The organism is Nesterenkonia sp. PF2B19 (genome assembly GCF_001758425.2).
GTDB lineage: Bacteria > Actinomycetota > Actinomycetes > Actinomycetales > Micrococcaceae > Nesterenkonia > Nesterenkonia aethiopica.
The window spans coordinates 22,564-47,685 of the sequence record NZ_MDSS02000001.1 but is presented as its reverse complement, the minus strand read 5'-3'; the positions used below and the strand labels follow the sequence as shown (position 1 = coordinate 47,685).

Sequence of the window (25,122 nt, the reverse complement as noted above, 5' to 3'; positions counted from 1 at the left end):
TCATCGACAACCTCGGGGGGAGTACCCCCGTCGTGCCGACCGGCTGCGGAAGAACGTCTCTACGGCATCCTCCTCCGGCCCGCCCAGGGCACGCCGGAACTCGTCGGCGCGGTCGAGCCCGCAGCCGGTCATCCGGTCCAGGATCCGCAGCACCTGCTCATGGAAGATCACCACCCCATGGGTCTCGGACAGCACCGGCGCCAGGTCCGGGTGAGGGAACCGCACCTGCTCAAAGCCGTGCCGTCGCTCCAGGTACGGGGTCACCATGCCCGAGCCCATCGGGCCCGGCCGGAACAGCGAGATGTCCACCACCAGGTCGGACAGCCGCTCCGGGACCAGCTTGCCGACCAGCTCCCGCTGCCCGGGGGATTCGATCTGGAAGCAGCCCAGGGTGTGGGTGGACTGGATGAGTCGGTAGGTGTCCGGATCATCGCGGTCCACCGACTCCAGGTCGATCCGTTCCCCGGTGGTGCGGCGGATCTCCTGCAGGGCATGGGCGATGGTGGACTGCATACGTACGCCCAACACATCCAGCTTCAGGAAGCCCATGGGGTCCATGTCGTGCTTGTCGAACTGGCTCATCGGCAGACCGTCCACCCCCGAGGGCTGGACCGGAGTGAGGTCCAGCAGCCGCTGATCACCCAGGATGATCCCGCACGGATGGGTGGAGATGTGGCGCGGCAGACGGTCCAGCCGCTCGGTGAGGTCCACCAGGAGGTCCAGCTGCTGCCGGCCCTGCTCCCGTTCGGAGTCCAGGCGGGCGGCCAGGGCACGCAGCTCCGGCTTCTCTGCCAGCGCCTCACGGAACTGACGTGCCGGGAAGCGCCACATCGTCTCGGCGATCTGCGCGATCTCCTCCTCGGGAAGCCCCAGGGCGAGGCCGGCGTCGCGCACCGCCCCACGGATCCGGTAGCTGTTCTGCATGCTCATCAACGTGGTGCGCTCCGCTCCGAAGCGTTCCACGATGCGGTGATAGACCTCATGGCGTCGGGCGGACTCGACGTCGATGTCGATGTCCGGAAGGGTCGAGCGCCTTCGGGAGAGGAAGCGCTCGAAGACCAGCTCATGCTCGATCGGGTCCACGGCGCTGATCCGCAGCAGATGGTTCACCAGTGAGGATGCCCCGGAGCCGCGGGCGGAGACCCGCACCCCCATCTGCTCGACCATGTCCACCACCTCGGCGACGGTGAGGAAGTAGCTGGCGAAGCCGAGGTCCTCGATGATCCTCAGCTCATGCTCGAGGCGGTCGCGCAGCGCCGCCGCCTCGGCGGGGGACTGCCGGGGATAGCGGGCGGTCAGTCCCGCTTCGCACCGCTGGGCGAGCTCCCGCTGGGGGTCTGTGCACCGTCCTGAGACCCCCAGCCCGATGACTCGCGCCTCAGGCACCTTCGGGGCCCCGAAGCTCATATGGGCCTCCGGGTCCAGCAGGCAGCGCTGCGCCAGCGCCCGAGTGCGCTCCAGCAGCTCCACGGCCCCGATGCGGGCGGCCGTGCTGGACGTGCAGATCTCCTCAGCGATCCGCTCCATCATGGAGGCAGGTTTGAGCCAGCCCTGCCCGTTGGGCTGCAGGGTCTCCGTGACCTGCAGGCTGGAGAGCACCCGGACGGCGTCGAGGACGTCGGCGGTCGTGGCATCGTCCTCATGCAGGAAGCGCACCATGTTGGTCAGCACGGGAGCCACCGCACAGTCCTCCGCGACGGCGAGCATCCGCGCAGCATGGGCGGTGGAGAGCGGCTCTCCGGGAGGCGCCAGATGAGAGACCACTTCGACCCGCAGCGTCCCCGCACCCAGCGTGGAGACCCAGCCGCGCAGCAGACGCCGCGCCTGGGCATAGCGACGAGAGGCCGCCGCCACGCCCACGTCGCTCTCCGGGCCCAGCAGCACGAACAGGGCCGGCTCAGCCTGCCCGGCGATCGCCCGGGGCCCCTCCGGGCAGGCGAGCTCCACCAGACGGGCCAGGGGGAGCCGAGGCCCCGCCCCGCGGTCCTGCAGATGAGCGGCGGAGACCGCCCGGCACAGGGCGGAGTAGCCTGCCGCTGAGCCGTGGGCGAGCAGGACCACCCGTCCACGCTCCTCCAGGCCGCCGTCGGGACGCTCCTCGGCGACCGGAAGGTTCACCCCGAGAATCGGAGCGACGCCATGGCCCTGACAGGCGATGACATGCTTGACCGCCCCGTAGAGACCGTCCCGATCCACGCAGGTGGCGGCTCCGGCGCCGTCGGCCGCCGCGGCCGCCACCAGGTCCTCCGGCCAGCTGGCACCGTGGTGGGCGCTGTAGGCGGTGGCCACGTCGAGATGCACGAAGCCGCCCATCAGTGGAATCTCCGGGATCCGGCGGCCGGGACGGACGGCTCAGGCCGCCACATCGTGGACCCTCAGCAGCCGCCATCGTCCCGACCCGGTGTGCCGACTCAGGTCGACAGTGCGCGGCATGGCACGGGGGGCCGCCTCCAGGCGGATCTGGAGGCGCCAGATCTCATGGTCGACCACGCCCGGTCCGCGCCCGCGCTCCGCGCGGGAGTCCTCCAACCACCAGCGGCGCCGCTCGAACCAGCGGACCGGATCCTCCACCACGACATGCCAGCGGTCTCGCCAACAGAGTCGCCGGGGGATCTCAGCGTCGTCACATTCCACCGTCAGCTGGGTGCTCAGACGCTGGGTGCTCAGATGCTGGGTGCTCAGATGCTGCGCGGCCGAGGCAGGGGGGCGCATGCCGTCGACGTCAGCAGGGGACCGGTGTCCTGCGGCGTCTGAAGAGTCCAGGCGTTCCGCCGCCCGATGCCGAGCTGCGGCGAGACGCCGGCCCTCCTCCGGGGCCAGGAGGCGGACGACGCCGGGCAGGGCGGGGGTGGTCGAGGTGGGGCTCATCAGCTCTACTCCCTTGATCCAGCGCCCGGAGGCGCACAGGTGCAGTGTTCGCTGACGATGGGAAGAGACGCGGGCGGCGGTCAGGGCAGAGGCGCCGCCGTACGTCCCCTCCATCGTAGTTCGAACACATCTTCGAATACAAAGGGAGGGTACGAGAGCCCTCTGACAGGCACCGAGGGTCGCCGCTCAGCTCGACGGCCCGGTCTCCGGCCACACCGGGTCGTGGACCTCCTCCAACAGCGCCATCGCCCGCTCCAGATGCGGTTCAGCCTCGCTCCGCCGACTCCGCCGGAGCGCGACCACGGCGAGCCCGAGCTCGGCATGGGCCTCGGCCTCGAGCTCGCCGATGCGTCGCGCCGCAGTGGCCGAAGCCCGGTGGAGGCGGTGGGCGCAGTCCAGCTGACGTCGATCATCCAGGTGACGATCCAGCAGACGTGCCAGCTCGGTCGGAAACCAGCGGGGCCCGGTGTCGGCAGCCCGATCTGCGACGAGGGCGAGGGTGTCGATGGTCCGCGCGAGCCAGTCCTCCGCCGCCTGAGGGTCGTCGAACCGCTCCGCCGGCCTGCTTGAGGCGGCCGGCGCACCAGAGGCGCCGGGTTCAGCAGGCTCCACAGCTTCAGCAGATTCTGAGGCCTGCGGTCGCGTCACCGACCGCACGGCGGCGGCCGTGACGGTCAGAAGATGGGAGCAGAGCCGATCGAACGCCGCCCGGATCTCCTCAGGACTCTCCTGCTCCTCCGCCAGTTCGGCGGCATAGTCACGCAGCAGATCATGCTGTCGGACATGGTCCGTCTCCAGACTCTCCAGCAACCAGGCCCTGTCGAGCTCCTCGATCCCACGGCGCGCCTCGGCCGGTCCCAGTCCGGCCAGCGCCGCGACGGCCGGGACGTCCAGCCACCGGGCGGGGGCCGTCCCCAGCAGTCGGAACAGACGGGCCGAGGAGGTGGAGAGTCGCTGACAGGACCAGGAGAAGACCGTGCGCACCGAGGTCGCCTCATCCCCGGAGTCCAGCAGGTCGAGCCTCAGCCTCTCATCCTGGAGGTCCCGCAGGAGGGCGGGGGCCGTCTCGACGGTCTCCAGTCGCAGCCGCTCATCCATGATCCGCAGGGCCAGCGGCAGATGGGAGCAGGCCTCCGCCAGGGAGTCCCGCAGCTCCTCGGAGGGACGGGGGCCACGGGTCCCGCCCAGCAGCGCGCGGGACTCCGCCGGGGACATCAGAGGGACCGTCAGCTGATGGGCGCCGTCGTGGAGCACCAGAGGTCGAAGGTCGGCTCGGCTGGTGACCAGCACCGCGGAGCGAGGCGACCCGGGCAGCAGAGGACGGACCTGGTCGGCATCGCGGGCGTTGTCGAGCACGATGAGCATGCGACGGGAGCTCGTCAGTGAGCGCAGGAGTGAGGATCTCTCTGCGCGAGAGGCCGGAACACCGGCGGCGTCCACACCCAGCGCGATGAGGAACCATGCGAGCATGCGAGAAGGATCCAGGGGAGCCTCCGGACCGAAGCCCCGCAGATCGGCGTAGAGGCACCCGTCGGGGAAGTCGGTGACAGCCCCGTGGGCCCAGTGCAGAGCCAGTGCGGTCTTGCCGGTGCCGCCGCCTCCCGTGAGTGCCACGATCCGGACCCGGCGGCGTCGCCCGGAGCGGCCTCTGACGCCCCTGCGGGCGCGGCGCCCAGCAGTTCGTCCAACCGGGCGAGCAGCTCCTCCCGACCGTGGAAGCCGCGGGGTGGCGCCGGCAGCTGTGCCGGGGGAGGGACCGCGCCGGACGTGGCCGCGCGACCTGAGGCGCTACCGGTCACAGAGACATCGGTCACAGAGCCACCAGCTGCAGAGACGCCAGCTGCGGGGGCACCGGCGGCCGGGGCAGGAGACCGACGGGGAGTGAGGAAGGTCTCCGGCGCCGGCGCCCCTCCACGGAGCACCTGCTCTTGGAGCCGACGCAGACCAGGGCCGACGTCGAGTCCGAGCTCCTCGGCCAGCCGATGGCGGGCCTGCCGGTGCACCTCGAGGGCCTCAGCGGGCCGGCCCTGCAGGGCATGAGCGGCCATCAGCAGCTCGTAGAGCCGTTCCCGCAGGGGATGCTCGGCGATGAGCGAAGGGACCTCCTCGATCACCGCCTCCGGCTCTCGGCAGGCCAGGCGCGCCGCGTTCAGCCTCTCCCGCGCGGTCAGCCGCAGTCCGTCGAGTCGCTGCGCCTCGATGCTGAGCCCGGCGCCGGTCTGCCCGTCGAAGGGTCGTCCCCGCCACAGTCCGCAGGCCTGACCCAGCAGCTCCTGCGCGCGGCGCGGGTCCGCATCGGCCGTCACGGCGGCTTCATCGATCAGGTTCTCGAACCGCTCCACATCCGTGGCGCCCGGCGGCACCTGCAGCACATAGCCGCCGCCCACCGCCTGCAGCACGTCGGGGCCCCCGAGTGTGCGGCGCAGCCGGTGCACATGGGTCTGCAGGCGGTGGGCCGCCCGGGGGCAGGGGTTGTCTCCCCACATCGCGTCGAGGAGTCGGTCCGTGGGGACAGGGCGTCCGCGGGCCGCCACCAGCATGGCCAGCAGCAGCCCCTGGAGGCCGGTGAGGACCACCGGACTCCGATCCTCGTGGCAGACCCGGATCGGGCCCAGGATGTCCAACTGCATCGACAGGGTCGTTCTCCTTGGGTGCGGTGCAGGGCCGCCCCCGGTGCCTTCAGCCCCGGTGAGCCCTGCCACACTATGAACGGAACCTGGACTTCTCCTGAGCATCAGCGGAGCTCATGACGGCAGCCTCTCCGGGCACAGGCACTCCGGGAAGCCGCCACACGGTGAACGTGCGGGCCGGGGCGGAGACCCGCACCCTGTCAGCGCCGAGTCTCAGCTGAGCCTCTCCGAACACGCGTGAGACGTCGTCGGTGCCCAGACCCTCCTCGGCGACCAGTCCCGGGACCGCCTCCCGGGAGGACTCCCAGATGCGGTCGCCCATGGTCGCCACGACGAGCAGGGTCTCGGAGGCCGACTCGCGCAGGAAGACGACGGCGTCATCGTCGGTGTGGAGCCACCGCATCCCGCCGCGGGCGAGCACCTGATGCCCGCGGCGCAGCCGGACGAGCCGTCGGCACAGGGACAGCCGCTCGGCGACCGGGGGGTCCGCCTCGGCTCCCCAGGGCATCGGCGTGCGGCTGGTCTCCCCGTCGGCCCCGGTGAGACCGAACTCGTCCCCGGCGAAGAGCACGGGGACGCCGGGCAGCGTCATCGCCAGGCCCAGGGCCAGCGGCATGGCGCCGTCGGCGGCGTGGGTGGCGAACCGGGCGGTGTCATGGGTGTTCAGCGGCTGCATGTTCCCCAGCCGGATGCGCCAGGGGATCCCCGCAGTGAACCGGGTGACCGCCTCGGCGAACTCCGCCGCCGTGGCCCTCGGGATGCCGCCCAGCGGCTGACCGAAGAACCAGGGCTCCACGACCTGCTCGTCCTGGGCGGTCGTCCAGGGCTCCCCGGTGGGCTCACTCAGCCAGGACCACAGCGGCCGGGTGAAGGCCGGATAGGTCATGGCCCCGTGCCAGGCGTCCCCCTGCAGGTCCTCGGTGGCGTCGTTGGTGGACTCCGCGAGCAGGACCGTGTCGGGGTCGATCTCCTCCATGGTGCGGCGCATGATCTGCCGCACCTGGGCATTCAGATCCACGTCGCGCAGGCGTCCGGTCATGTTGGCGACGTCGATGCGCCACCCGTCGGCCTCGAAGGGCGGGAGCAGCCAACGTGCGACCACGGAGTCGCGCCCCTGGATGAAGCGCTTCCGCAGCTCCTGGGAGGACCAGTCGAACTTCGGCAGCGAGGGGACGCCCAGCCACGCCTCATAGCCCGGGTCCTCGGCGCTGACGGACCGCCCGTTCTCCTCATCTTCGGTGAAGTAGTAGTACGTCCGTTCCGGAGACTCGGGATCGGCCAGCGCCGTCTGGAACCATTCATGCCGCTCTCCGGAGTGGTTCGTGGTGAGATCGCCGATCACCCGCATTCCGCGGGCGTGGGCGGCCTGCACGAGCCGCACATAGGCGTCGTCGCCGCCGAGCAGCGGGTCCACGTGGTCGAAGCTGGCGGCGTCGTACCGGTGGTTGGAGGCCGCGGGGAAGATCGGGGTCAGGTACAGCAGATCCACGCCGAGGTCCGCCAGGTGGTCGAGCTTCTCTACGACCCCGTCCAGGTCGCCGCCGTAGAGCTGCTGGGTCCGGGCGGGCATGACCGGATCCACGGGGTCCTCCCAGGCGGCGGGGATCGCCCAGTCCGGGGTGGGACGTCCGTCCGCAGCCGCGGACCGGGCGAAGCGATCGGGGAAGATCTGGTACATCACCGACTCCGCGAGCCAGCTCGGCGCCGGAGGGGTGGCCAGCAGGACGAAGTCGTCGACGTCGCGCACCTCTCCGGCGTGCAGACCGGCCTGGTTGAGCCAGCGGACGGCTCCATCGTGCTGCCGCAGCAGCCACCGGTACCCGTGGCGGGGATTGTGGACGGTGACCGTCGCCTCCCACCACTGCCAGCCTCCGGCCTCCCCGAGGAGGACGGCCTCGTCCCAGACCGGCTCGCGGTCTGGGTTGGATCGCACGGTCACAGAGACCAGCGGATCCCACGTCGTGGGAACGCGCAGGCGCAGCCGCACCACGTCCCCGAGCGCCGGGGCGTCCTCGGAGACGTGGAGCGGGGACCCGTCATGGTGGGGGAGGGGACGCGGCACGGGGGAGACGGTCACGAGTCCTCACTTCACACTGCCGGCGGTCAGGCCGCCGATGATGTACTTCTGCAGGGCCAGGAACAGCGCCACCGGGATGATCGCGGCCAGCACGGCGCCGGCGGCGAAGATCGACCAGTTCTGCGAGGTCTCCTGAGAGATGAACTGGTAGAGGCCCACAGCCAGGGTCTGCTTCTCCGGATCGATGAGCAGCACCGAGGCCACGACGAAGTCGTTGGTGGTCGCGATGAACGACAGCAGCGCCACCACAGCCAGGATGGGGGAGACCAGCGGCAGGATGATCGTGAAGAAGATCCGGGCGTGACCGGCCCCGTCGATGCGCGCCGCCTCATCGATGGACTGGGGGATCGTGTTGAAGAACCCGTACATCAGGTACGTGTTCACTCCCAATGCTCCGCCGAGGTAGACCATGATCAGACCCAGCTGACTGTTGACACCGATCGCCGGGAAGACGTCGCCGATGGCGAGCATCAGAAGGAAGATCGCCACCATGGCCAGCAGCTGGGGGAACATCTGCACCAGCAGCAACGTGATGAGGCCCACGCGTCGCCCGGTGAACCGCATCCGGGAGAACGCGTAGGCGGCCAGCGCCCCCAGCAGCACGCTGCCCGCGGAGGCTGTCAGGCCGATGAACAGCGTATTGCCGAACCAGGCCGCATACGGCTGCTGAGGTCGGTTGAACAGGTCGATGTAGCTGTCCAGGCTGAGGTTTCCGAACAGGGTGTTCGCCGTGATCAGCGTGCCGCCGGGGTTCAGCGAGGCGGAGAACACATAGACCAGCGGGAACACGGAGAACACGACGATTCCGGCGCCGACGAGGTGACGCCAGCCGGTCTGGCGCATCCAGACGCGGAAGGGACGCTTGGTCCGGACGAGCCGGGGCTCTGCGGCCGGCACGGTGGTCGTGCCGGCTGAGGTCTGCACGGACATGTCAGTTCAGCTCCTCGAGCGATTTGGTCTGCCGGAAGGCGATGACCGAGACGGTCCCCACCAGCAGGAAGATCAGGATCGCGAAGGCGCTGGCCAGACCGTAGTCCCGGTCGGCGCCCACGAAGGCGACCTTGTACACCAGGGTGATCAGGATGTCCGTGGCGCCCACGTTGATGTCGGCATCGAGGTTCCGCGGCCCGCCCCCGGTGAGCATGTACACCAGAGTCAGGTTGTTGAAGTTGAACGCGAAGGCCGAGATCAGCAGCGGGGCCAAGGACACCAGGAGCAGGGGGAGCTTGATCAGGCGGAACGCCTGGAACGGACGGGCCCCGTCCATCTGCGCCGCCTCGGTGAGGTCGTCGGGTATCGCCTGCAGCGCTCCGGTGCACACCAGGAACATGTAGGGGAAGCCCAGCCACAGGTTCACCAGCAGGATGGAGACCTTCGCCAGCAGGGCATCCGTCAGCCAGGGGATCTGGCGCCGCCGAAGAGCACGTTGTTGACGAAGCCGAACTCCTGGTTGAGCATTCCGGCCCACACCAGCGCCGAGAGGAATCCGGGGAAGGCGTAGGGAAGGATCATGATCAGCCGGTAGTACCTGCGACTGCGCATCCGCGGGTCGTTGAAGACGATCGCCAGGAACAGCCCGAGCACGAAGGTCGTCGCCACGGAGAGGAAGGCGAAGGCGAACGTCCAGATCGTCACCGAGATCAGTGGTCCGCGGATGGCCGGTTCGGTGGCGGCGCGCACGAAGTTGTCCATGCCGACGTGGATCCGCCAGCCGGGCATCAGCTGCTCGCCGGCCGACGACGTGAAGGCGCCGTCTCCGACGTCGGCATAGACAGTGCCGGTCTCGGAGTTCGTCATGGTGTCGGCGTCCACGTCGTAGACGTAGCGGGAGGTGTACAGGTAGGCCGAGCGGGCGTCCTGGGTGCGGAGCATCCCGTCGTTGGGGTCCTCGCTGAAGGGGACCGCCAACTGGGTGATCTCGCCCTGGCGCTGAAGCACCTCGGCGAAGTCCAGGACGTCATGACCGGGGACGTCGACCACCACGCCGGCGTCGAGCACGGCGCCGTCGACGGCCTCCAGCGGCTGCTCCTCAGCACCGATGAACACGTCGCCGGCCGGGTCGGTCACCACGAAGGACAGCTCGCCGAAACGTTCGGCCACCGCCAGCTGGTAGGTGGGGGAGTCCGGGACGCGCTCCTGGCTCTGCAGCATGATCGCGTGGACCGCGTCGTCCTTGGAGCTGTTGTGGCCGGTCCCATAGTTGGTGAAGGCCACGTAGCCGGAGTAGAGCACCATGAAGATCTGGAAGATCAGCAGGAACGCGACTCCGGGCAGGAGGTATTTTACCGGCAGGCCACCGCGTCGGAAGTATACCCAGGAGATGAAGATCCCTGCGGCGACGACGAGCGCGGCGATGACGGGGCGGCCGCTGGCGTAGAGCACGAGCGCCGCATAGACGCCCAGGGCGTTGAGCACACCCAGGACGAGGATCTTGAACACCAGCAGCTTCCACCCCGCGGAGGCGGTGTCGGCGATGCGCTGGGCACGCCGACTCCGCCTCCGCTGTGAGGAGCCGCCGGAAGAGGGCCCGCGTGTCGGGAGCGACGGCGGGGTCTGGCCGGGAGCGGGAGTGGTGGTGGTCATCAGGGATCAGTCGATGGCTCCGGCGATGTCCTCGGCCATGTCCTCCCAGAGCTCAGCGGGGTCGCCGTCACCGTTGAGGATCGCACCCTGGGTGGTGCCCCAGAACTCCCAGACGGCGCCCATCTCGGGGATGTTGGGCATCGGCACGGCCTCGGCGCCGACCTCGCCGAACCCGGCGACGATCTCGTCATCGGCCAGCGCCGCATCGAAGGACTCCGTCAGGGCCGGGGCACGGCCGCCGACCTCGTAGAGCGCGGTCTGCACCTCGGCGGAACCGATGTACTCAGTCAGGAAGGTGGTGGCGGCCACGACGTTCTCGCTCTGGGCGGAGAGGAAGAAGCCCTGCACGCCGGCGAAGGGCGCAGCGTCCTCACCGCCGGGGGAGGGGACCGGGTCCACCTCGAGGTCGATGCCGGCCTCCAGTGCGGCGGGGACGTTCCACGGCCCGGTGAGCAGGAACGGGGTGTTCCCATCGATGAAGTTCTCGCGCGCGAGATCTCCGTCGATGTTGGTGTTCATCAGACCTTCTGCGCCCTGCTCGGCGAGCCAGTCGGCGAATTCGAGTCCACCGTCGTTGCCGATCTGCAGGTCGTCGGCGTCATAGGAGCCGTCGGCGTCGGTGCCGAACACCGGAGCGCCGAAGGACATCTGGAACGGGTAGAGGTGGTAGGGGTCAGCCTCAGTGGGGTCCAGACCCACCAGGAACGGGTAGTCGACGTCGGCGTCCTGGCCCATGGCGATCATGTCGTCATAGGTGTCCGGCGCCTCCGGGGCGAGCTCCGCGTTGCGCAGCATCGCGATGTTCTCGATCGAGTAGGGCAGGCCGTAGACGTTGCCTTCATAGGTCCAGGCCTCCAGGGCGACGTCCTGGAAGTCGGCGGCGGCGTCGCCCAGCTCGATGGGGGCCACCACCCCGTTGGTGACCAGGGTGCCCAGCCAGTCGTGGGCACCGACGGCGATGTCCGGGCCTTCTCCGGTGGGAACCTGGGAGACGAACTGGTCCTGGATGTCTCCGAAGTCCTGCTGGACCAGTTCGACGTCGATGCCGGTGTCGTCGGTGAAGTCGGCGGCGGCGTCGCCGAGCACGTCGGCGCGGTCGGCGTCGACCCAGACGGTGAGGCTTCCCGTGGCCTCCAGCGCCTCGTTCTCGCCGTCTCCGTCGGTGGTGGGCTCGTCAGCGCCGCAGGCGGTGAGCAGCAGCGCGCTGGCGGCCAGCGCGGCGCCGGCGCCGCGGGCTCGGGTGAAGTTCGCCCTCATGGTGTGTCCTCTGATCGTCGATGTGGCATGACAGGTGCGGTGAAAGGAGACAGCTCGTGGGCCATCTCACTGCAAGCGCTTCCAGTATGAAGCAGGTCACCTTCCAGTGCAAGCCTGGTCGCCGGCAATCCTGTGACGCCCAGATCGCTGAAGAGATGTCGAGATGCGAATTGCAAACGCTTGCCAGTACAGTGTCAGCATGCAGACCCGCCATGACGCACGCCACACCACGCAGACTCTCACCGCCCCCGAGTGGTGGAGGACCGCCGTCATCTACCAGATCTACCCGCGGTCCTTCGCGGACGCCTCCGGCGACGGAGTGGGGGATCTGCGCGGCATCACTCGGCGGCTGGACGACTTGGCCGACCTCGGCGTCGACGCGCTCTGGCTCAGCCCGTTCATGGTCTCGCCCCAGAAGGACGCCGGCTACGACGTGGCCGACTACTGCGACGTCGATCCGCTCTTCGGCACGCTGGCGGACTTCGACGAGATGCTCGCCGCCGCCCATGCCCGCGAGATCCGGATCATCGTGGACCTGGTCCCCAACCACTCCTCGGACCAGCACCCCTGGTTCCAGGAGGCGCTCCGGGCAGCACCGGGATCAGCCGAGCGGGCCCGCTACATCTTCCGGGACGGACGCGGTCCCGGCGGTGACCAGCCGCCCACCAACTGGGACTCGATCTTCGGCGGACCGGCGTGGACGCGCGTCACCGAGGAGGACGGCAGCCCCGGCCAGTGGTACCTGCATCTGTTCGACTCGAGCCAGCCGGACTTCAACTGGGAGAATGAGGAGGTCCGGGAGGAGTTCCGCCGGATCCTGCGCTTCTGGCTCGATCGCGGCGTCGACGGCTTCCGCGTGGACGTCGCCCACGGCATGGTCAAGGACCCCTCCTTCCCCGACTGGAGCCCGAATCCGGAGGCGGCCTCCATGGGCGGCGACGGCGCCCCCGCGCCGTATTGGGAGCAGCCTGGCGTCCACGAGATCTACCGAGACTGGCACCGGCTGCTGGCCGAGTATGACGGCGACCGCGCCCTGTGCGGTGAGGCCTGGGTCTCCACCATCGAGAAGACGGCCCTATGGGTCCGCCCCGACGAGATGCACCAGACCTTCAACTTCCACTACCTCGAGACTCCCTGGGAGCCGGCGGCCCTGCGCAGGATCATCGACGACTCGCTGCGTGCCTTCGGCGCGGTGGGTGCGCCCAGCACGTGGGTGCTGTCCAATCACGACGTCGTCCGGCACGCCACCCGTCTGGGACTCACGGCGGAGAACCCGCAGGGCACGGGCATCGGTCCGGACTTCCCCGGACTGCCCGAGCCGCAGCATGCCCTCCGCCGGGCGCGCGCCGCCACGGCGCTCATGCTGGCGCTGCCCGGCTCGGCCTACCTGTACCAGGGTGAGGAGCTGGGCCTGCCGGAGGTGCTCGACATCCCTGACGAGGCCCGGCAGGATCCCACATGGTTCCGCACCCGCGGCGAACGGTACGGCCGGGACGGATGCCGCGTGCCGATTCCCTGGGAGTCGGATGCGCCGGCGGCGGGCTTCAGCTCCTCGGGCCGTTCCTGGCTGCCTCAGCCGGAGGGCTGGGGGACGTTCGCCCGCGACTGTCAGCGCGACGACGCCGGCTCGACGCTGTCGCTGTATCGGCGCCTGCTGGAGGTCCGTCGCGCCCACGGCCTGGGGGAGGGGACGCTGCGCTGGCTCGATCCGGGCGAGCTGCCCGGGGTCGCTGAGGGGCAGAGCGAAGATGTCCTGGCGCTGAGCAACCAGGACGTCGTCGTGCTCGCGAACTTCGGCGCCACGCCGATCCCGCTGCCGCCCGGGCGCCACGTCCTGGCGTCCAGCACCGAGCTGGTCGCCGAGTCCGGCGCTCCGGACCGGGAGGACCGAGCGCCCCTGCTGCCGCAGGACGCCGTTGTATGGTTGGTCTCGCCGGAGAACGTCCCCCTGATCTGAGGAATCGCCACCGTGGTCAGCATCGATGAGGTCGCCCGCGCGGCGGGAGTGTCGTCCGCGACCGTCTCTCGCGCGCTCAGCGGACGAGGCCATGTCTCGCCGGCCACGCGGCAGAAGGTCCTCCAGGTGGCCGATGAGCTCGGCTACGTGGTGTCCTCGGCTGCCTCCAGCCTGGCCTCCGGGCGGACCCGCAACATCGGGGTCATGCTGCCGGATCTGCACCGCTGGTTCTTCTCCACGGTGCTCACCGGGATCTCCGAGGAGCTCAGCCGTCGCGGCTACGATCTCACGCTCTACAACGTCACCGACGACGCCCAGGTCCGACAGGAGATCTTCTCCTCGTTCCTCCGCCGGCGACGCGTGGACGGCCTCATCGTGGTGGCCATGGAGCTCGACGCCGACGAGATCGACCAGCTCACGGGTCTCGGCATTCCTGTGCTGACGCTGGGCGGATCGAACCCCCGCCTGCCCGGCCGGGCCATCGACGACCACGGCGTCGCCCACCTCGCCGTGGAGCACCTGTTGCGTCTGGGCCACCGGAGGATCGGCCGCATCGGAGCAGAGGCCAGCTTCAACCGCGACTTCCATGTGCCGGCGCGGCGGGAGAACGGATTCCGTGATGCACTGGCAGAGGCTGGACTCTCAGCGGATCGGCAGCTGTGCGTGACTGCGGACTTCACGGTGGAAGGCGGTCATCGAGCGGCGAAGTCCGTGCTGGGCCGCTCAACATCTGCCCCCACCGCGGTGGTGGCCTTCTCCGACGAGATGGCCATCGGAGCACTGCTGGCGGCCCGCGACCTGGGCCTGGAGGTCCCCGGAGACGTCTCGGTGATCGGCATCGACGGCCATGACCTGGGCCCCCTCTTCGGACTCACCACGGTGGATCAGCATCCGCTGGGTCAGGGAGGCCGTGCAGCACGGGAGATCCTGGAGCTGATCGAGGGCACCGAGGCGCTGCCCACCGACGACGCCGACGCCGACCTCCCCTATGACCTGGTGGTGCGCTCCTCCACCTCCGCACCCCGGATCGAATCGGTCAGCGCCCCGCACTGAGCTCGCACCCGGACCGCTCCCGGAGCATCACCGCTGATCCGCCGACAGCCCTGCCCGCCGCCGAGTGGTCCGGTTCGCATGCACTGACCACTGCGGCAGCCAACGCTGCAGGGCGCCGGCGGCGCAGGGGCCCATCGTGGCCGCCACCCAGATGCCCGCCGCCAACGAGCCCAGAGCCGCTCCGGAGGCCACGATCAGCGGGCCCGCGGCGATGCCCAGGTCCTGCAAGAGCCGCCAGGCCCCCAGGAACTGGGGCCGCCCCTGCGACGGCGCGACATCGGAGGCGACGGTCATCATGATCCCGGACCCCAGACCGTTGCCGAGACCGAGTGCCACGGCCACCCAGACCATCTGGGTCGTGCTGTGCGTCAACGGGACCAGCGCCATGGCCACGCCGAGGGTGATCATGGCCGGGACCCCGATCCACAGACGGCCGAACCGGTCCATGATCTTCCCCGCCGGGTAGAACAGCAGCATGTCGATGCCGCCGGCGATCCCGAAGATGATCGAGATGGTCGCCGGATCCAGGCCGATGTGCTCGCCCCAGAGCGGAATCACCTGCTGCCGGGCCCCGCGGATCGCGCCCACCAGCAGCACAGGTGCCCCCAGGGTGAGCAGGAGCCTGCGGTGCTGACCGAGCACGGCGGCCAGCCGGGGACGGCGTCGGGAGTCTCCGGCGACGGGCGCATCCAGAGTCTCGGCTGACGGGTCCGGTCGAGCCAGCGCCACGGTGACGGTGGCCGCGGCCGCCGTCCCAGCCGCCAGCACGAAGACCAGCCGCAGGTCCCCGGCATGGAGGACGACCGCCCCCAGGAACGGCCCGACGAACTGCCCGATGCGATGCACCCCGCCCAGGGTGGAGAGGACTCGGGCGCGATGCAGAGCCGGGGTGATCTCCGTGAGGTAGGAATGCCGCGCCAGGTGGAACACCGCATTCGCGGCACCCACCAGCAGCACCGCCAGCCCCAGCGTCACCAGCGTGGGGGCCGCGGCCTCGGCGAGCAGTCCCAGACCGGCCAGGCCGCCGGCCGCCAGCATCGCTCGACGGTCCCCGATGCGGGCGGCCAGGGCTCCGGCGGGGATGTCGGCGAGGATCTGCCCCACCGGGAGCATCGCTGCGATGACTCCCGCGACCGCGAGCGGAGCGCCCTGCTGGACCGCATGCGGTGCGATGACCGGCAGCATCGCCCCGATGCCGATGCTGAAGATGAAGGCCGGCACCAGTGCCCCGAGCACGACCGCCTGCAGCGGGAAGAGCGCGCCGAGACGGGCCGAACCTGCCGGATCGGGGGAGGGGCGGCCGTGGACGTGCACGTCCGACAGCCTACTCGCACGCCCTGGACGGCGCTGGGCGGGTGGCTCCTCTCGAGGCGCATGGGCCGACCATGCCCGCGGACCAGGGGCGATGCCATAGGCTGGGGCCATGAGTTCACCGGCCGAGCGGTACGCCGAGGCGCGACGCCGATCAGCGGAAGCCAGGACCGAGCTGGGCGCCTTCCGCCGGGCGCAGAGCTTCGAGCTCGACGAGTTCCAGCTCGAAGCCTGTCGGCACCTGGAAGCAGGCAAGGCGGTCCTCGTGGCCGCGCCCACCGGGGCCGGCAAGACCGTCGTCGGCGAGTTCGCGGTCCATCTGGGCCTGGCCCAGGGCACCAAGACGTTCTACACCACGCCCATCAAGGCGCTGTCCAACCAGAAGTACCAGGACCTGGTGGCGGACCACGGGACCGAGCGGGTCGGCCTCCTGACAGGGGACACCTCCATCAACTCCGACGCGCAGATCGTGGTGATGACCACCGAGGTGCTGCGCAACATGCTCTACGCCGACTCGGAGGCCCTGCAGAACCTGGCCCATGTGGTGATGGACGAGGTCCACTACTTGGCGGACCGGTTCCGCGGTGCCGTGTGGGAGGAGGTCATCATCCACCTGCCCGAGCACGTGCAGGTGGTGGCCCTCAGCGCGACGGTCTCCAACGCCGAGGAGTTCGGGGCCTGGCTGGACACGGTCCGGGGCGAGACCGCCGTGGTGGTCTCCGAGCACCGGCCCGTCCCGCTGTGGCAGCACATGCTGGTGGACCATGAGCTCCACGACCTGTTCATCACCGACGACGACCAGCACGACGCCGCCTCAGGTGGCCAGCTGCTGGTCAATCCCGAGCTGCAGCGCCTGGCACAGCGGCAGCAGGCTCCGCCCTCGCGTCGCTCCGGCGGGCACCGGTCGCGGGGCCGGGGACGACAGGACCAGCGCAGGCACCGTCCTTCGGAGCGGCGCTCCTCGCGGCACATGACCGCCGAGGCCTCCGGGATCTCCGGCTCCTCCCGGGGCCGGGCCCGACTCAACCGGCCTCGCATGATCCGCGCGTTGGACCGGGACGGTCTGCTGCCCTGCATCGCGTTCATCTTCTCGCGGGCTGGCTGCGAAGCCGCCGTCGAGCAGTGTCTGCAGGCGGGCATCCAGCTCACCACCCGGCAGGAGGCGGCCGAGATCGCCTCACGGGTGGAGCAGATGGGGTGGGAGCTGCCTGCCGAGGACCTCTCGGTGCTGGGATACGACAGCTTCCGGGAGGCCCTGGTCAACGGCGTCGCCGCCCACCACGCCGGCATGCTGCCGCCGTTCAAGGAGCTCGTGGAGGAGCTCTTCGCCGCTGGACTGCTCAAAGTGGTCTTCGCCACGGAGACCCTGGCCCTGGGCATCAACATGCCGGCACGCACCGTCGTGCTCGAGAAGCTCGACAAGTTCAACGGGGAGTCCCATGTGGACGTCACCCCGGGGGAGTACACCCAGCTGACCGGGCGAGCCGGACGGCGCGGCATCGATGTGGAGGGCCACGCCGTCGTCGTCTGGCAGCCGGGAATGGACCCACGCCAGGTGGCCGGCCTGGCCTCCCGCCGGACATACCCGCTCAACTCCAGCTTCCGTCCCAGCTACAACATGGCGGTCAACCTGACCGCCCAGTTCGGTCGGGAACGTGCCCGCACCATCCTGGAGTCCTCCTTCGCCCAGTTCCAGGCCGACCGGTCGGTGGTCGGCCTGGCTCGAGAGGTCGCCCAGCGTGAATCGTCGATGGCCGGCTACGAGAAGGCCATGTCGTGCCATCTGGGCGACTTCCGCGAGTACGCCGAGCTTCGTCGACGGCTGACCGACCTGCAGAAGGGGCAGGCCAAGTCCCGCGGCAGGCAGCGACGTCGCGAGCTGATCCGCGTGCTCGCCGCCCTGCAGCCCGGTGACGTCATCGAGGTGGCCGGGCGGCGCAGGCTGGGGGAGTGTCTGGTGGTCCACAGCGCCCCGGAGCACGACCCCCGTCCCGGCGTCATCACCGGTGCCGGCCAGCTGCGGCGCATCACCGTGGAGGACTTCAGCCAGCCTCCCGAGGTCCTCGCGAGCATCCGCCTGCCCCGAAAGCCGCAGATCAAGGTGCCGAAGGTCCGTCGGGATCTGGCCTCGAGCATGCGCAGCGCGCTGCACGATCGGGTGCCGCCGCGGTCCGACGCTCCCGCGCCGGGCTTCGGGTTCGTCCACGAGCCCGATGAGGAGATGGTCGAGTCGCTGCAGACACGGCTGCGCCGTCATCCCTGCCACAGCTGCGGCGACCGCGAGGAGCACGCGAGGTGGGCGGAGCGGTGGTGGAAGCTCCGCCGGGAGACGGACCAGATCCGGGAGCGGATCAGCCGCCGCACCGGCTCCATCGCCAAGACCTTCGACAGGATCTGCGGAGTGCTCGTGGAGCTCGGCCACCTGGAGACGGCCGCCCTGCCCGAGTCAGCCGCCGAGCCCGGCCCCGAACTGTCCAGCGCCGATCCGTCCAGTCACGACGAGTCGGATGCTCCGGGTGCGGTGGAGTTCACGGTGACCCCGCGCGGCCACCGGCTGCGGCGCATCTACGGCGAACGGGACCTGTTCACCGAGATGCTGCAGCATCAGGGCGTCCTGATGCGCCTGAGCGCCGCGGAGCTCGCCGCCTTCTCCACTGTGCTGATCTACCAGGCGAAGCGTGAGGATGAGGGCGCGATGCCGCAGATGCCCACGAAGGGACTGACCTCCGCCGTGCGAGCGGCCGTCGACGTCCACGCCGATCTCGAAGCTCTGGAGAAGCAGCACCACCTGGAGCCCACCTCCGCGCCCGAGCTGGGTCTGGTGCCGCCCATGTACGCCTGGGCCTCCGGCAGGAACCTGCGTCAGGCTCTGGAGGACTCCCCTCTGGCGGCCGGAGACTTCGTCCGGTGGGCGAAACAGTGCATCGACTCGCTCGATCAGCTCGGTCGCGCGCCGCACACCTCCGCCAAGCTGGCCGCACGCTGCCAGGAGGCGGTGGACCTGATCGCCAGGGGAGTGGTGTCCTACTCTGCGGTGGCGACGCTCCCCGGCATCGACGAGACCGACGACAGTGACGACCTGGACGACAGTGACGACCTGGACGATCTGGACAGCACCGAGGATGACGTGACGGAGCACGATCTCCTCCGACAGGACCCTGCAGACGATGACGCGCAGTGAGGATGAGAGCACAGCGATGAGCAGCACACCAGCCGGGCGGCAGACCGACGACGCCCGATCCCGCGAACATCACGACGACCAGGCCCCTCGGGCCGCAGGAGTGCCTCGGCTGCTGGTCGACGGCACGATCCACAGCACGGCTGAACCCTACGCGGAGGCGATGCTCGTGCAGGACGGCCTGATCTCCTGGATCGGAGCGCCGGAGTCGGCCGAGCACGTCATCCGCGGGGACCACGAGCGCCAGGAGCTCGACCGGGGTCTGGTCGCCCCCGCCTTCGTCGGGCGCGTCGACTCCGACCTGCGAGCCCTGAATGCATCAGCGGTGGCGACGCTCCTGGACGAGGCCGCCGCCCATGGTCAGGGCGCCCTGCGCCTGGTCCTCGACGTCACGACCGCGTCCCTGGAGGGTGATCCCGGCACTCGGACTCGCCTGGTGGAGGTCCTCAAGGCCGCGTACTGGCATCCCGTGGTGGCGTTTCCGGTGGTGCGGCTGACGGGGCTGGCCGCCGACGTCCCCACCTCCGACGGCGGAGCCGGTCAGGAAGGGCTCCCGGGCCCTGCACAGAAGATCCAGCGACTGATCGCGCTCGTGGAGCACTGTGACGACGCCGCAGGGGCACCCGTGGGAATCGAACTGAGCCTGGGCGAGATCTCCGGGGGCGTCCTCCCGGCCGGATCTGCAGTGAGCCCGGAGACCCACGAGCACATCGTCGACCATCTGGTGGAGGTCTCTGCCCCCCTGGCTGAAGCATCCCGTCAGATGCTGCTCGACGTCGCGGGCCATGCCCCGGACGCCGTGGCCGCCGTCGTCGTCGACACCCGCCGACGCCTCCAGGAGCGCAGGACCACGCCGCGCCCTGACCGACCGACCGTGCTGGTCGACTTCGACTCCGCCCGGCGCGCCGATTGGGAGGCGCTGGTGGGCACGGCCCACCATGTGCTGATGCGAGCCCCCGGCCATCTCGGCCTGGCCCTGAGCGCCGGAATCCCGACGTCGGTGGCACCGGGTGCCGACGTCGATCCATGGGCCATGGTGGCGACTCATGTGCACCGCAGTGAGGCGGCGGTGTCGGTGCGGGCCGCCTTCAATGCGCAGACCCGCGCGGCCCATCGGTCGCTGCCCGCGCCTGACGGCCTCGGGCCCGGGACGGCCGGGCTGGCGGCCCAGCTGGCGCCGGGCGCCGTGGCCACCTACACCGTCTGGGAGGTCGAGTCGTTGGCCGTGCAGACGCCCGACGCACGGACCGCGGCCTGGAGCACCGATGCGCGTGCCCGCACGCCCCTGCTGCCGTTCCTCGGCACGGCCGCGGAGCCTGCTGCGCTGCCCCGGCTCCGGGCGACCGTGGTCTCCGGTGTCGAAGTTCACGGTACGGCGGACGCCCGACACTCCGGGGCCCAGGATTCCTGATCCCGCCCTGAGGGGTGCACAATACATCGAGTGCCGTCGAACCCCGGCGAGCACCACGCCCGTCCCAGCGGAAATCCAGGGCTGCCAGGGACGCGGCATGAGACCGCACGAGACAGAAGGGGCACGAGGCCACCCGTGAAGATCCTGACGATCATCCCGACCTACAACGAGATCGAGGCTCTGCCGATCACGGTGCAGCGGCTGCGGGCCGCGGTGCCTGAGTCTGACGTGCTCGTCGTCGATGACAACAGCCCGGACGGCACCGGACAGCTGGCCGAGCGGATGGGGCACCAAGATCCCCAGATCCATGTGCTGCACCGGCGCGCGAAGAACGGGCTGGGCGGCGCCTACATCGCCGGGTTCCGCTGGGGGCTCGACCAGGGCTATGACGTGCTGATCGAGCTCGACGCCGACGGCTCCCACCAGCCGGAGCAGCTGCCGGACCTCATCGCGAAGATCGACGAGGCCGACCTCGTGATCGGCTCGCGCTGGGTGCCCGGAGGAGCCGTGGTCAACTGGCCGTTCCACCGCGAGCTCATCTCGCGCGCCGGGTCGCTGTACTCGCGCACCATGTTGGGTCTGGACGTGCGAGACATCACGGCCGGCTACCGCGTCTTCCGTCGTTCCACGCTGGAGGACGTCGACCTCGGCAGCATCGAGTCGGTCGGATACGGGTTCCAGGTGGACATGACCTTCCGTGTGGCGCGGCAGCGCAAGACCATCGTGGAAGTCCCGATCACCTTCGTGGAACGCACGCTGGGTGCCTCGAAGATGAGCTCCGACATCGTGGTGGAAGCGATGCTCAACGTCACACGCTGGGGCCTGGCCGCGCGCGCCCAGACGCTGGCCGGTCGTCTGGGCCTGGGCTGAACCTCCCGCGTGAGGGCCGGGATCTGTGCGAGGACCCGGTCCGTGAGAGAACCCCGTCCCGACGTCAGAGGGCCCGTCACCACCAGGTGACGGGCCCTCTGACGTCGCTGCACAGTGAGTCGAGCCGCTCAGGCGGGTGAGCCGGTCAGGAGACCTTCTCGCCGCGGCGCTCGCGCAGCTTCCTGAGCCGCTCGGTGAGGATGTCCTCGAGCTCCTCCACGGAACGACGCTCCAGAAGCATGTCCCAGTGCGTACGGACGGGCTTCTCCGGGGTCTCGTCCGGCTTGGTGCCGTCCACGAGGACACCCTCCTTGCCGGTGGGCGAGGTCCAGGTGGCCGGGACCTCCGCGTCGGCGGCGAAGGTGACGGTGATCTTCTCGCCGTCCTCACACACGTACTCGACGTCCTGACGCGGAGCAGGCTCCACACCCGACTCGGTCTCCATCGACTGCGCACCCAGGCGCATTCCGCGCAGACTGCGGTCGCTCATCGGCATTCTCCTCCACTGACGGGGACACACGTTGTCCCACAGGCCAACAGCGGGTGCGGCGCGGTTATTCCGCGACGCACCCGCTCAGTCCCGCCGGCGTCCGTCGGCCCCGGGCCGAGGATCGGCTCAGCCCTGGCGCGGCGGCCGGCCTCCCGGCTGACCCTGACCCGGCTGACCCGGCTGCTGCGGCGGCCACTGCTGCTGCCCCTGCTGAGGCCGTGGCGGCTGCTGTCCCTGGGGGTGGCCCGGCTCGGGCTGCGGCTGCTGTCCCGGCTGGGGCTGCTGGTACGGGTCGTAGGCGGGGGGCTCCGGGTTCTGCGGCAACGACCGCTGGCCGGAGTCATCGCCGATGCCGCGGCCAGAGCCGATGGACGGATCCGCCTCCGGGGGAGCCGTCTCTGCCACCCGCTTGAGCGCATCCGCGCTGGACTCCTCCGTCGCACTCGAGGCGCGGCGTCCTGAGCCGGCGCTCTGTGCCTTCCGTGCTTCCTCCTCGATCTCCTGGGTGCCCTCATAGTGGGGGTGCTCGTCGGTGACGGAGGTGGACCGGGCCGAGGAGGCCATGTCCGCGATGGCATCGGAGATCGCCGGCTTGCCCTTGCGCTCACGAGCCTCGCGCTCCCGGCGCTCGCGCCGCTCGCGCAGTCGCTCCTCGCGGGCAGCACGCTCAGCTTCGCGCTCCTCAGGAGAACGCCCGTCGGAGGACTGGGCCTGGCCGCTGAACGTTCCGGAGAACGCCTTGAGGGCGTCTCCGAACTCGCCGGGGATCACCCACATGGTGTTGGAGTCTCCCTTGGCCAGTTCCGGAAGGGTCTGCAGGTACTGGTAGGAGAGAAGCTCGGGGCCCGGCTCGGAGTCGTGGACCGCGTTGAAGACGGTCTCGATGGCCTGGGCCTCCGCGTTGGCGGCCAGGATGCGGGCCTGCGCCTCACCCTCGGCCTGAAGGATGGCCGCCTGACGCTCACCTTCGGCCGTCAGCACGGCCGACTGCTTGGTGCCCTCGGCCGTGAGGATCGCGGCACGCCGGTCACGCTCGGCACGCATCTGCTTCTCCATGGAGTCCTGGATGGACAGGGGCGGCTCGATGGCCTTGAGCTCCACTCGGGCCACGCGGATGCCCCAGCGGCCTGTGACCTTGTCCAGCTCACCGCGGAGCTGACCGTTGATCGTGTCACGGGAGGTCAGCGCGGCTTCGAGGTGCATGCCCCCGACCACGTTGCGCAGCGTCGTGGTGGTGAGCTCCTGGACGGCGTGGATGTAGTTCTGGATCTCGTAGGTGGCGGCCTTCGGATCGGTGATCTGGAAGTAGACCACGGTGTCGATGGAGACCACCAGGTTGTCCTCGGTGATCACCGGCTGCGGTGGGAACGAGACGACCTGCTCACGCATGTCCAGCAGGGGGACGAGTCTGTCGATGAATGGCACCAGCAGGGTCAGTCCGGGCCCCTGCGTGCGCTGGTATTTGCCGAGGCGCTCCACGATCCCGGCACGGGCCTGCGGAATGATCCGCACGCTGCGCACCAGGATGATGACGACCAGCGCCATGAGCGCCAGAAGGACGAAGAGAAGTGCTACATCCATGGGGTTTCCGTTCCTCGTGTGGTTCTCGGTGGGGTGGTCTGGTCCTGCCGAACCGGTCGCCTCTGCGCCGTCGGTCAGGCTTCTCGGGGTTCGGGGTCCTCCCAGGCGATGCCTGCGGCGGGCCGCAGGTAGACGATGGCACCGTCCACGGACTCCACGACGGCGGCCATGCCGGGCTCGATGCGGAAGTCGCCGGCCGCCCGCGCGGTCCAGGTGTCGCCGTCGACCTCCGCCAGGCCGGCGTCCCGGGTGACGGTCTCCAGCGGCTGGGCCTCCATGCCTGTCATCCGGTCCACATTGGTGAGCTGCTCCTGGGAGCCCTTCTTCAGATGCTTAAGCGCGACAGGGCGCACTGCGCCGAGCATCAGCAGCGCCGTCGCCGACCCGATGACCACCTGCATCCACCCAGGGCCTCCGGCCAGAGCGACAGTGGTCGCGGCGGCCGCCCCCGCGGCCAGCATCAGAAACAGCAGGTCGAGCATCAGCAGCTCGAGCACGAGGAGGACGAAGGTCAGGGAGAGCCAGGCCGCCCACAGATTCTCGCCGAACCATTCGATCATGCGATCGCCTCCTCCTGACCCCGATTCGTCGCCGACTCATCCAGTGCGTGCATCCAGTACGTAGAGAAAACCCACAGGTGAGCCGCTTGTGCTCCTCATTCTGCCTGACGACAGTGCTCCCGTCATCCCCATCACAGCCGAACTGTGCACAACCCGCCGGCTCATGCGATCCACACGGTCACATCCAGGTCCACCGTCACCTCGTGCACACCGGCCTCGGCCACCGCGGCGGCCACGTCGGGGGCCTCACGATGATGGCCGGCCGGGCCCATCATCACCAGATCCACCGCCGTGGACTCGGCCACCGGCACGTGCGCGCGGACCCTGCGGCGCTCCACGGCATCTCCGAGGCGCCGCCCCATGTGGGCCGTGAGGTCCGCATGTTTGTCGGGACGCATGGCCAGCAGTCCGCCGTCAGCGAGCTCTGCCAGATGCCCCGGCCGCGGAGTGACGACGACGGCAGCCCCACCGGGGGCCAGCACGCGGGCATACTCGTCCACGTTCCGCGGAGCGAAGATGTCCAGCAGCAGATCCACCGAAGAGCTCTGCAGAGGCAGGTCGCGCCACAGGTCCCAGGCCAGCGCGAGCGTGCGGGGATGCCGCGCCGCACGCTTCAGCCCGGCGGGGGAGAGGTCCAGAGCGATGCCGCGGGCGGAAGGGTGCCCCTCCAGCAGGCTCCGCAGGTGATGTCCGGTCCCGGCCCCGCAGTCCAGCAGCACGGGCCTCGACGATTGAGGCATCCTGATGTCGGCGATCTCTCGGAGAGCCGAGGTCAGCGCCGAGAACACCCCGGCATCCTGGATGCGTTCGCGAGCCATGATCATCGCCGCCGTGTCGGGTGTGGCCCGAGATCCTGCGCCGACCAGCAGATTGACATAACCCTGACGTGCCGCATCAAAGCGATGCCCTGCGGCGCAGGTGAGCCCCCTGATGCGCGACCTGGCATGCAACTCGTCCGCCTCTCTCAGCTCTGTCAGCACCGTCAGTGGGGTCGGCGCAGTTGACAGGTGCAACGGGCAGCGCAGCGGCCAGCGGTCTTCACGCATCGGGTCGATCTGGTCGAAACTCTGGGGCGAGCAGGTCATGCCACCGAGCGTATCCGGTGGCATGACCTGCGGCACCGCGCCTGAGACCCACGGCCAGGTCACGGGAGATCAACTCCGGGAGATCGACTCCAGCTGCGGGAGATCGACTGTGGGCGTGACGGAGCCCGAATCGCGCACAACCACATCACGCTCGATCGCCGATAATCTACATTATGTCAATCTACCGATGAGGGCGGCATCCTCAGGAGGC

The 25,122-nt window shown here is 69.8% G+C and carries 17 protein-coding genes and 2 pseudogenes; 5 read left to right on the top strand and 14 right to left on the bottom strand.

Annotated features, from left to right (window positions below):
* The 8 genes and pseudogenes from BCY76_RS00225 to BCY76_RS00190 form a co-directional block, all read right to left on the bottom strand.
* Positions 1-2,313: a PHP domain-containing protein gene (locus BCY76_RS00225; RefSeq protein ID WP_237089871.1), complete on the bottom strand. Its 2,313-nt coding sequence runs from the start codon at positions 2,311-2,313 to the stop codon at positions 1-3.
* A 39-nt stretch (positions 2,314-2,352) separates the two neighbouring features.
* Positions 2,353-2,868 (bottom strand): hypothetical protein, encoded by a 516-nt coding sequence (locus BCY76_RS00220; protein ID WP_442935334.1) that lies wholly within the window; start codon positions 2,866-2,868, stop codon positions 2,353-2,355.
* A gap of 186 nt (positions 2,869-3,054) precedes the next feature.
* Entirely contained in the window at positions 3,055-4,338 is a 1,284-nt protein-coding gene (locus BCY76_RS00215) for a hypothetical protein (RefSeq protein WP_139827537.1), read from the bottom strand.
* Positions 4,248-5,498, bottom strand: a complete 1,251-nt coding sequence (locus tag BCY76_RS00210) for an AfsR/SARP family transcriptional regulator (protein ID WP_170922526.1) — start codon at positions 5,496-5,498, stop codon at positions 4,248-4,250. The genes BCY76_RS00215 and BCY76_RS00210 overlap by 91 nt, the downstream gene beginning before the upstream one ends.
* Before the next feature lie 73 nt (positions 5,499-5,571).
* The gene (locus BCY76_RS00205) at positions 5,572-7,575 is read right to left on the bottom strand and encodes a glycoside hydrolase family 13 protein (protein WP_237089870.1); all 2,004 of its coding nucleotides are present in this window, start codon (positions 7,573-7,575) and stop codon (positions 5,572-5,574) included.
* Between the two features lie 6 nt (positions 7,576-7,581).
* Entirely contained in the window at positions 7,582-8,505 is a 924-nt protein-coding gene (locus BCY76_RS00200) for a sugar ABC transporter permease (RefSeq protein ID WP_070159889.1), read from the bottom strand.
* 1 nt (position 8,506) lies between these two features.
* Positions 8,507-10,158 (bottom strand): annotated as a pseudogene (locus BCY76_RS00195) (ABC transporter permease subunit).
* Positions 10,159-10,164: 6 nt separating this feature from the next.
* A complete protein-coding gene (locus BCY76_RS00190) occupies positions 10,165-11,415 on the bottom strand; it encodes a sugar ABC transporter substrate-binding protein (protein WP_070159887.1) in 1,251 nt (416 codons plus the stop codon).
* Between the two features lie 199 nt (positions 11,416-11,614).
* On the opposite strand from BCY76_RS00190, the gene BCY76_RS00185 reads away from it, so the two are divergent.
* Positions 11,615-13,372 carry a glycoside hydrolase family 13 protein gene (locus tag BCY76_RS00185; RefSeq protein ID WP_085437024.1) on the top strand — a complete coding sequence of 586 codons (1,758 nt, stop codon included), beginning with the start codon at positions 11,615-11,617 and terminating at the stop codon, positions 13,370-13,372.
* 12 nt (positions 13,373-13,384) lie between these two features.
* The gene (locus BCY76_RS00180; RefSeq protein ID WP_085437023.1) at positions 13,385-14,425 is read left to right on the top strand and encodes a LacI family DNA-binding transcriptional regulator; all 1,041 of its coding nucleotides are present in this window, start codon (positions 13,385-13,387) and stop codon (positions 14,423-14,425) included.
* 27 nt (positions 14,426-14,452) lie between these two features.
* On the opposite strand, the gene BCY76_RS00175 is transcribed toward BCY76_RS00180, so the two are convergent.
* Entirely contained in the window at positions 14,453-15,739 is a 1,287-nt protein-coding gene (locus BCY76_RS00175; protein WP_237089869.1) for an MFS transporter, read from the bottom strand.
* Between the two features lie 109 nt (positions 15,740-15,848).
* Between BCY76_RS00175 and BCY76_RS00170 the strand changes: the two genes are divergently transcribed.
* From BCY76_RS00170 to BCY76_RS00160, 3 genes are all read left to right on the top strand, one after another.
* Positions 15,849-18,917 carry a DEAD/DEAH box helicase gene (locus BCY76_RS00170; protein ID WP_083277464.1) on the top strand — a complete coding sequence of 1,023 codons (3,069 nt, stop codon included), beginning with the start codon at positions 15,849-15,851 and terminating at the stop codon, positions 18,915-18,917.
* Between the two features lie 16 nt (positions 18,918-18,933).
* Positions 18,934-20,325 carry a hypothetical protein gene (locus tag BCY76_RS00165; protein WP_139827536.1) on the top strand — a complete coding sequence of 464 codons (1,392 nt, stop codon included), beginning with the start codon at positions 18,934-18,936 and terminating at the stop codon, positions 20,323-20,325.
* Between the two features lie 135 nt (positions 20,326-20,460).
* Positions 20,461-21,195 carry a polyprenol monophosphomannose synthase gene (locus BCY76_RS00160; protein WP_070161564.1) on the top strand — a complete coding sequence of 245 codons (735 nt, stop codon included), beginning with the start codon at positions 20,461-20,463 and terminating at the stop codon, positions 21,193-21,195.
* Between the two features lie 145 nt (positions 21,196-21,340).
* On the opposite strand, the gene BCY76_RS00155 is transcribed toward BCY76_RS00160, so the two are convergent.
* The 5 genes and pseudogenes from BCY76_RS00155 to BCY76_RS20570 all read right to left on the bottom strand — a co-directional run.
* Positions 21,341-21,685, bottom strand: coding sequence for an RNA polymerase-binding protein RbpA (locus BCY76_RS00155; protein ID WP_070161566.1), 345 nt, complete (start codon positions 21,683-21,685; stop codon positions 21,341-21,343).
* A gap of 126 nt (positions 21,686-21,811) precedes the next feature.
* Entirely contained in the window at positions 21,812-23,266 is a 1,455-nt protein-coding gene (locus BCY76_RS00150) for an SPFH domain-containing protein (protein WP_085437020.1), read from the bottom strand.
* Between the two features lie 74 nt (positions 23,267-23,340).
* A complete protein-coding gene (locus tag BCY76_RS00145; protein ID WP_070161568.1) occupies positions 23,341-23,826 on the bottom strand; it encodes an NfeD family protein in 486 nt (161 codons plus the stop codon).
* Positions 23,827-23,987: 161 nt separating this feature from the next.
* The gene (locus BCY76_RS00140; RefSeq protein WP_070161569.1) at positions 23,988-24,650 is read right to left on the bottom strand and encodes a methyltransferase domain-containing protein; all 663 of its coding nucleotides are present in this window, start codon (positions 24,648-24,650) and stop codon (positions 23,988-23,990) included.
* 45 nt (positions 24,651-24,695) lie between these two features.
* Positions 24,696-24,872 (bottom strand): annotated as a pseudogene (locus BCY76_RS20570) (putative RNA methyltransferase); the annotation flags it as partial.
* Positions 24,873-25,122 lie beyond the last annotated feature (250 nt).

What these genes read in the sequence shown, in the direction of transcription:
- BCY76_RS00225 (WP_237089871.1), bottom strand. Translation starts at nt 2,313, where the DNA reads ATGGGCGGCTTCGTGCATCTCGACGTGGCCACCGCCTACAGCGCCCAC.
- BCY76_RS00165 (WP_139827536.1), top strand. Translation starts at nt 18,934, where the DNA reads ATGAGCAGCACACCAGCCGGGCGGCAGACCGACGACGCCCGATCCCGC.
- BCY76_RS00140 (WP_070161569.1), bottom strand. Translation starts at nt 24,650, where the DNA reads ATGATCATGGCTCGCGAACGCATCCAGGATGCCGGGGTGTTCTCGGCG.
- BCY76_RS00185 (WP_085437024.1), top strand. Translation starts at nt 11,615, where the DNA reads ATGCAGACCCGCCATGACGCACGCCACACCACGCAGACTCTCACCGCC.
- BCY76_RS00210 (WP_170922526.1), bottom strand. Translation starts at nt 5,498, where the DNA reads ATGCAGTTGGACATCCTGGGCCCGATCCGGGTCTGCCACGAGGATCGG.
- BCY76_RS00220 (WP_442935334.1), bottom strand. Translation starts at nt 2,868, where the DNA reads ATGAGCCCCACCTCGACCACCCCCGCCCTGCCCGGCGTCGTCCGCCTC.
- BCY76_RS00155 (WP_070161566.1), bottom strand. Translation starts at nt 21,685, where the DNA reads ATGAGCGACCGCAGTCTGCGCGGAATGCGCCTGGGTGCGCAGTCGATG.
- BCY76_RS00215 (WP_139827537.1), bottom strand. Translation starts at nt 4,338, where the DNA reads ATGCTCGCATGGTTCCTCATCGCGCTGGGTGTGGACGCCGCCGGTGTT.
- BCY76_RS00190 (WP_070159887.1), bottom strand. Translation starts at nt 11,415, where the DNA reads ATGAGGGCGAACTTCACCCGAGCCCGCGGCGCCGGCGCCGCGCTGGCC.
- BCY76_RS00170 (WP_083277464.1), top strand. Translation starts at nt 15,849, where the DNA reads ATGAGTTCACCGGCCGAGCGGTACGCCGAGGCGCGACGCCGATCAGCG.
- BCY76_RS00145 (WP_070161568.1), bottom strand. Translation starts at nt 23,826, where the DNA reads ATGATCGAATGGTTCGGCGAGAATCTGTGGGCGGCCTGGCTCTCCCTG.
- BCY76_RS00150 (WP_085437020.1), bottom strand. Translation starts at nt 23,266, where the DNA reads ATGGATGTAGCACTTCTCTTCGTCCTTCTGGCGCTCATGGCGCTGGTC.
- BCY76_RS00200 (WP_070159889.1), bottom strand. Translation starts at nt 8,505, where the DNA reads ATGTCCGTGCAGACCTCAGCCGGCACGACCACCGTGCCGGCCGCAGAG.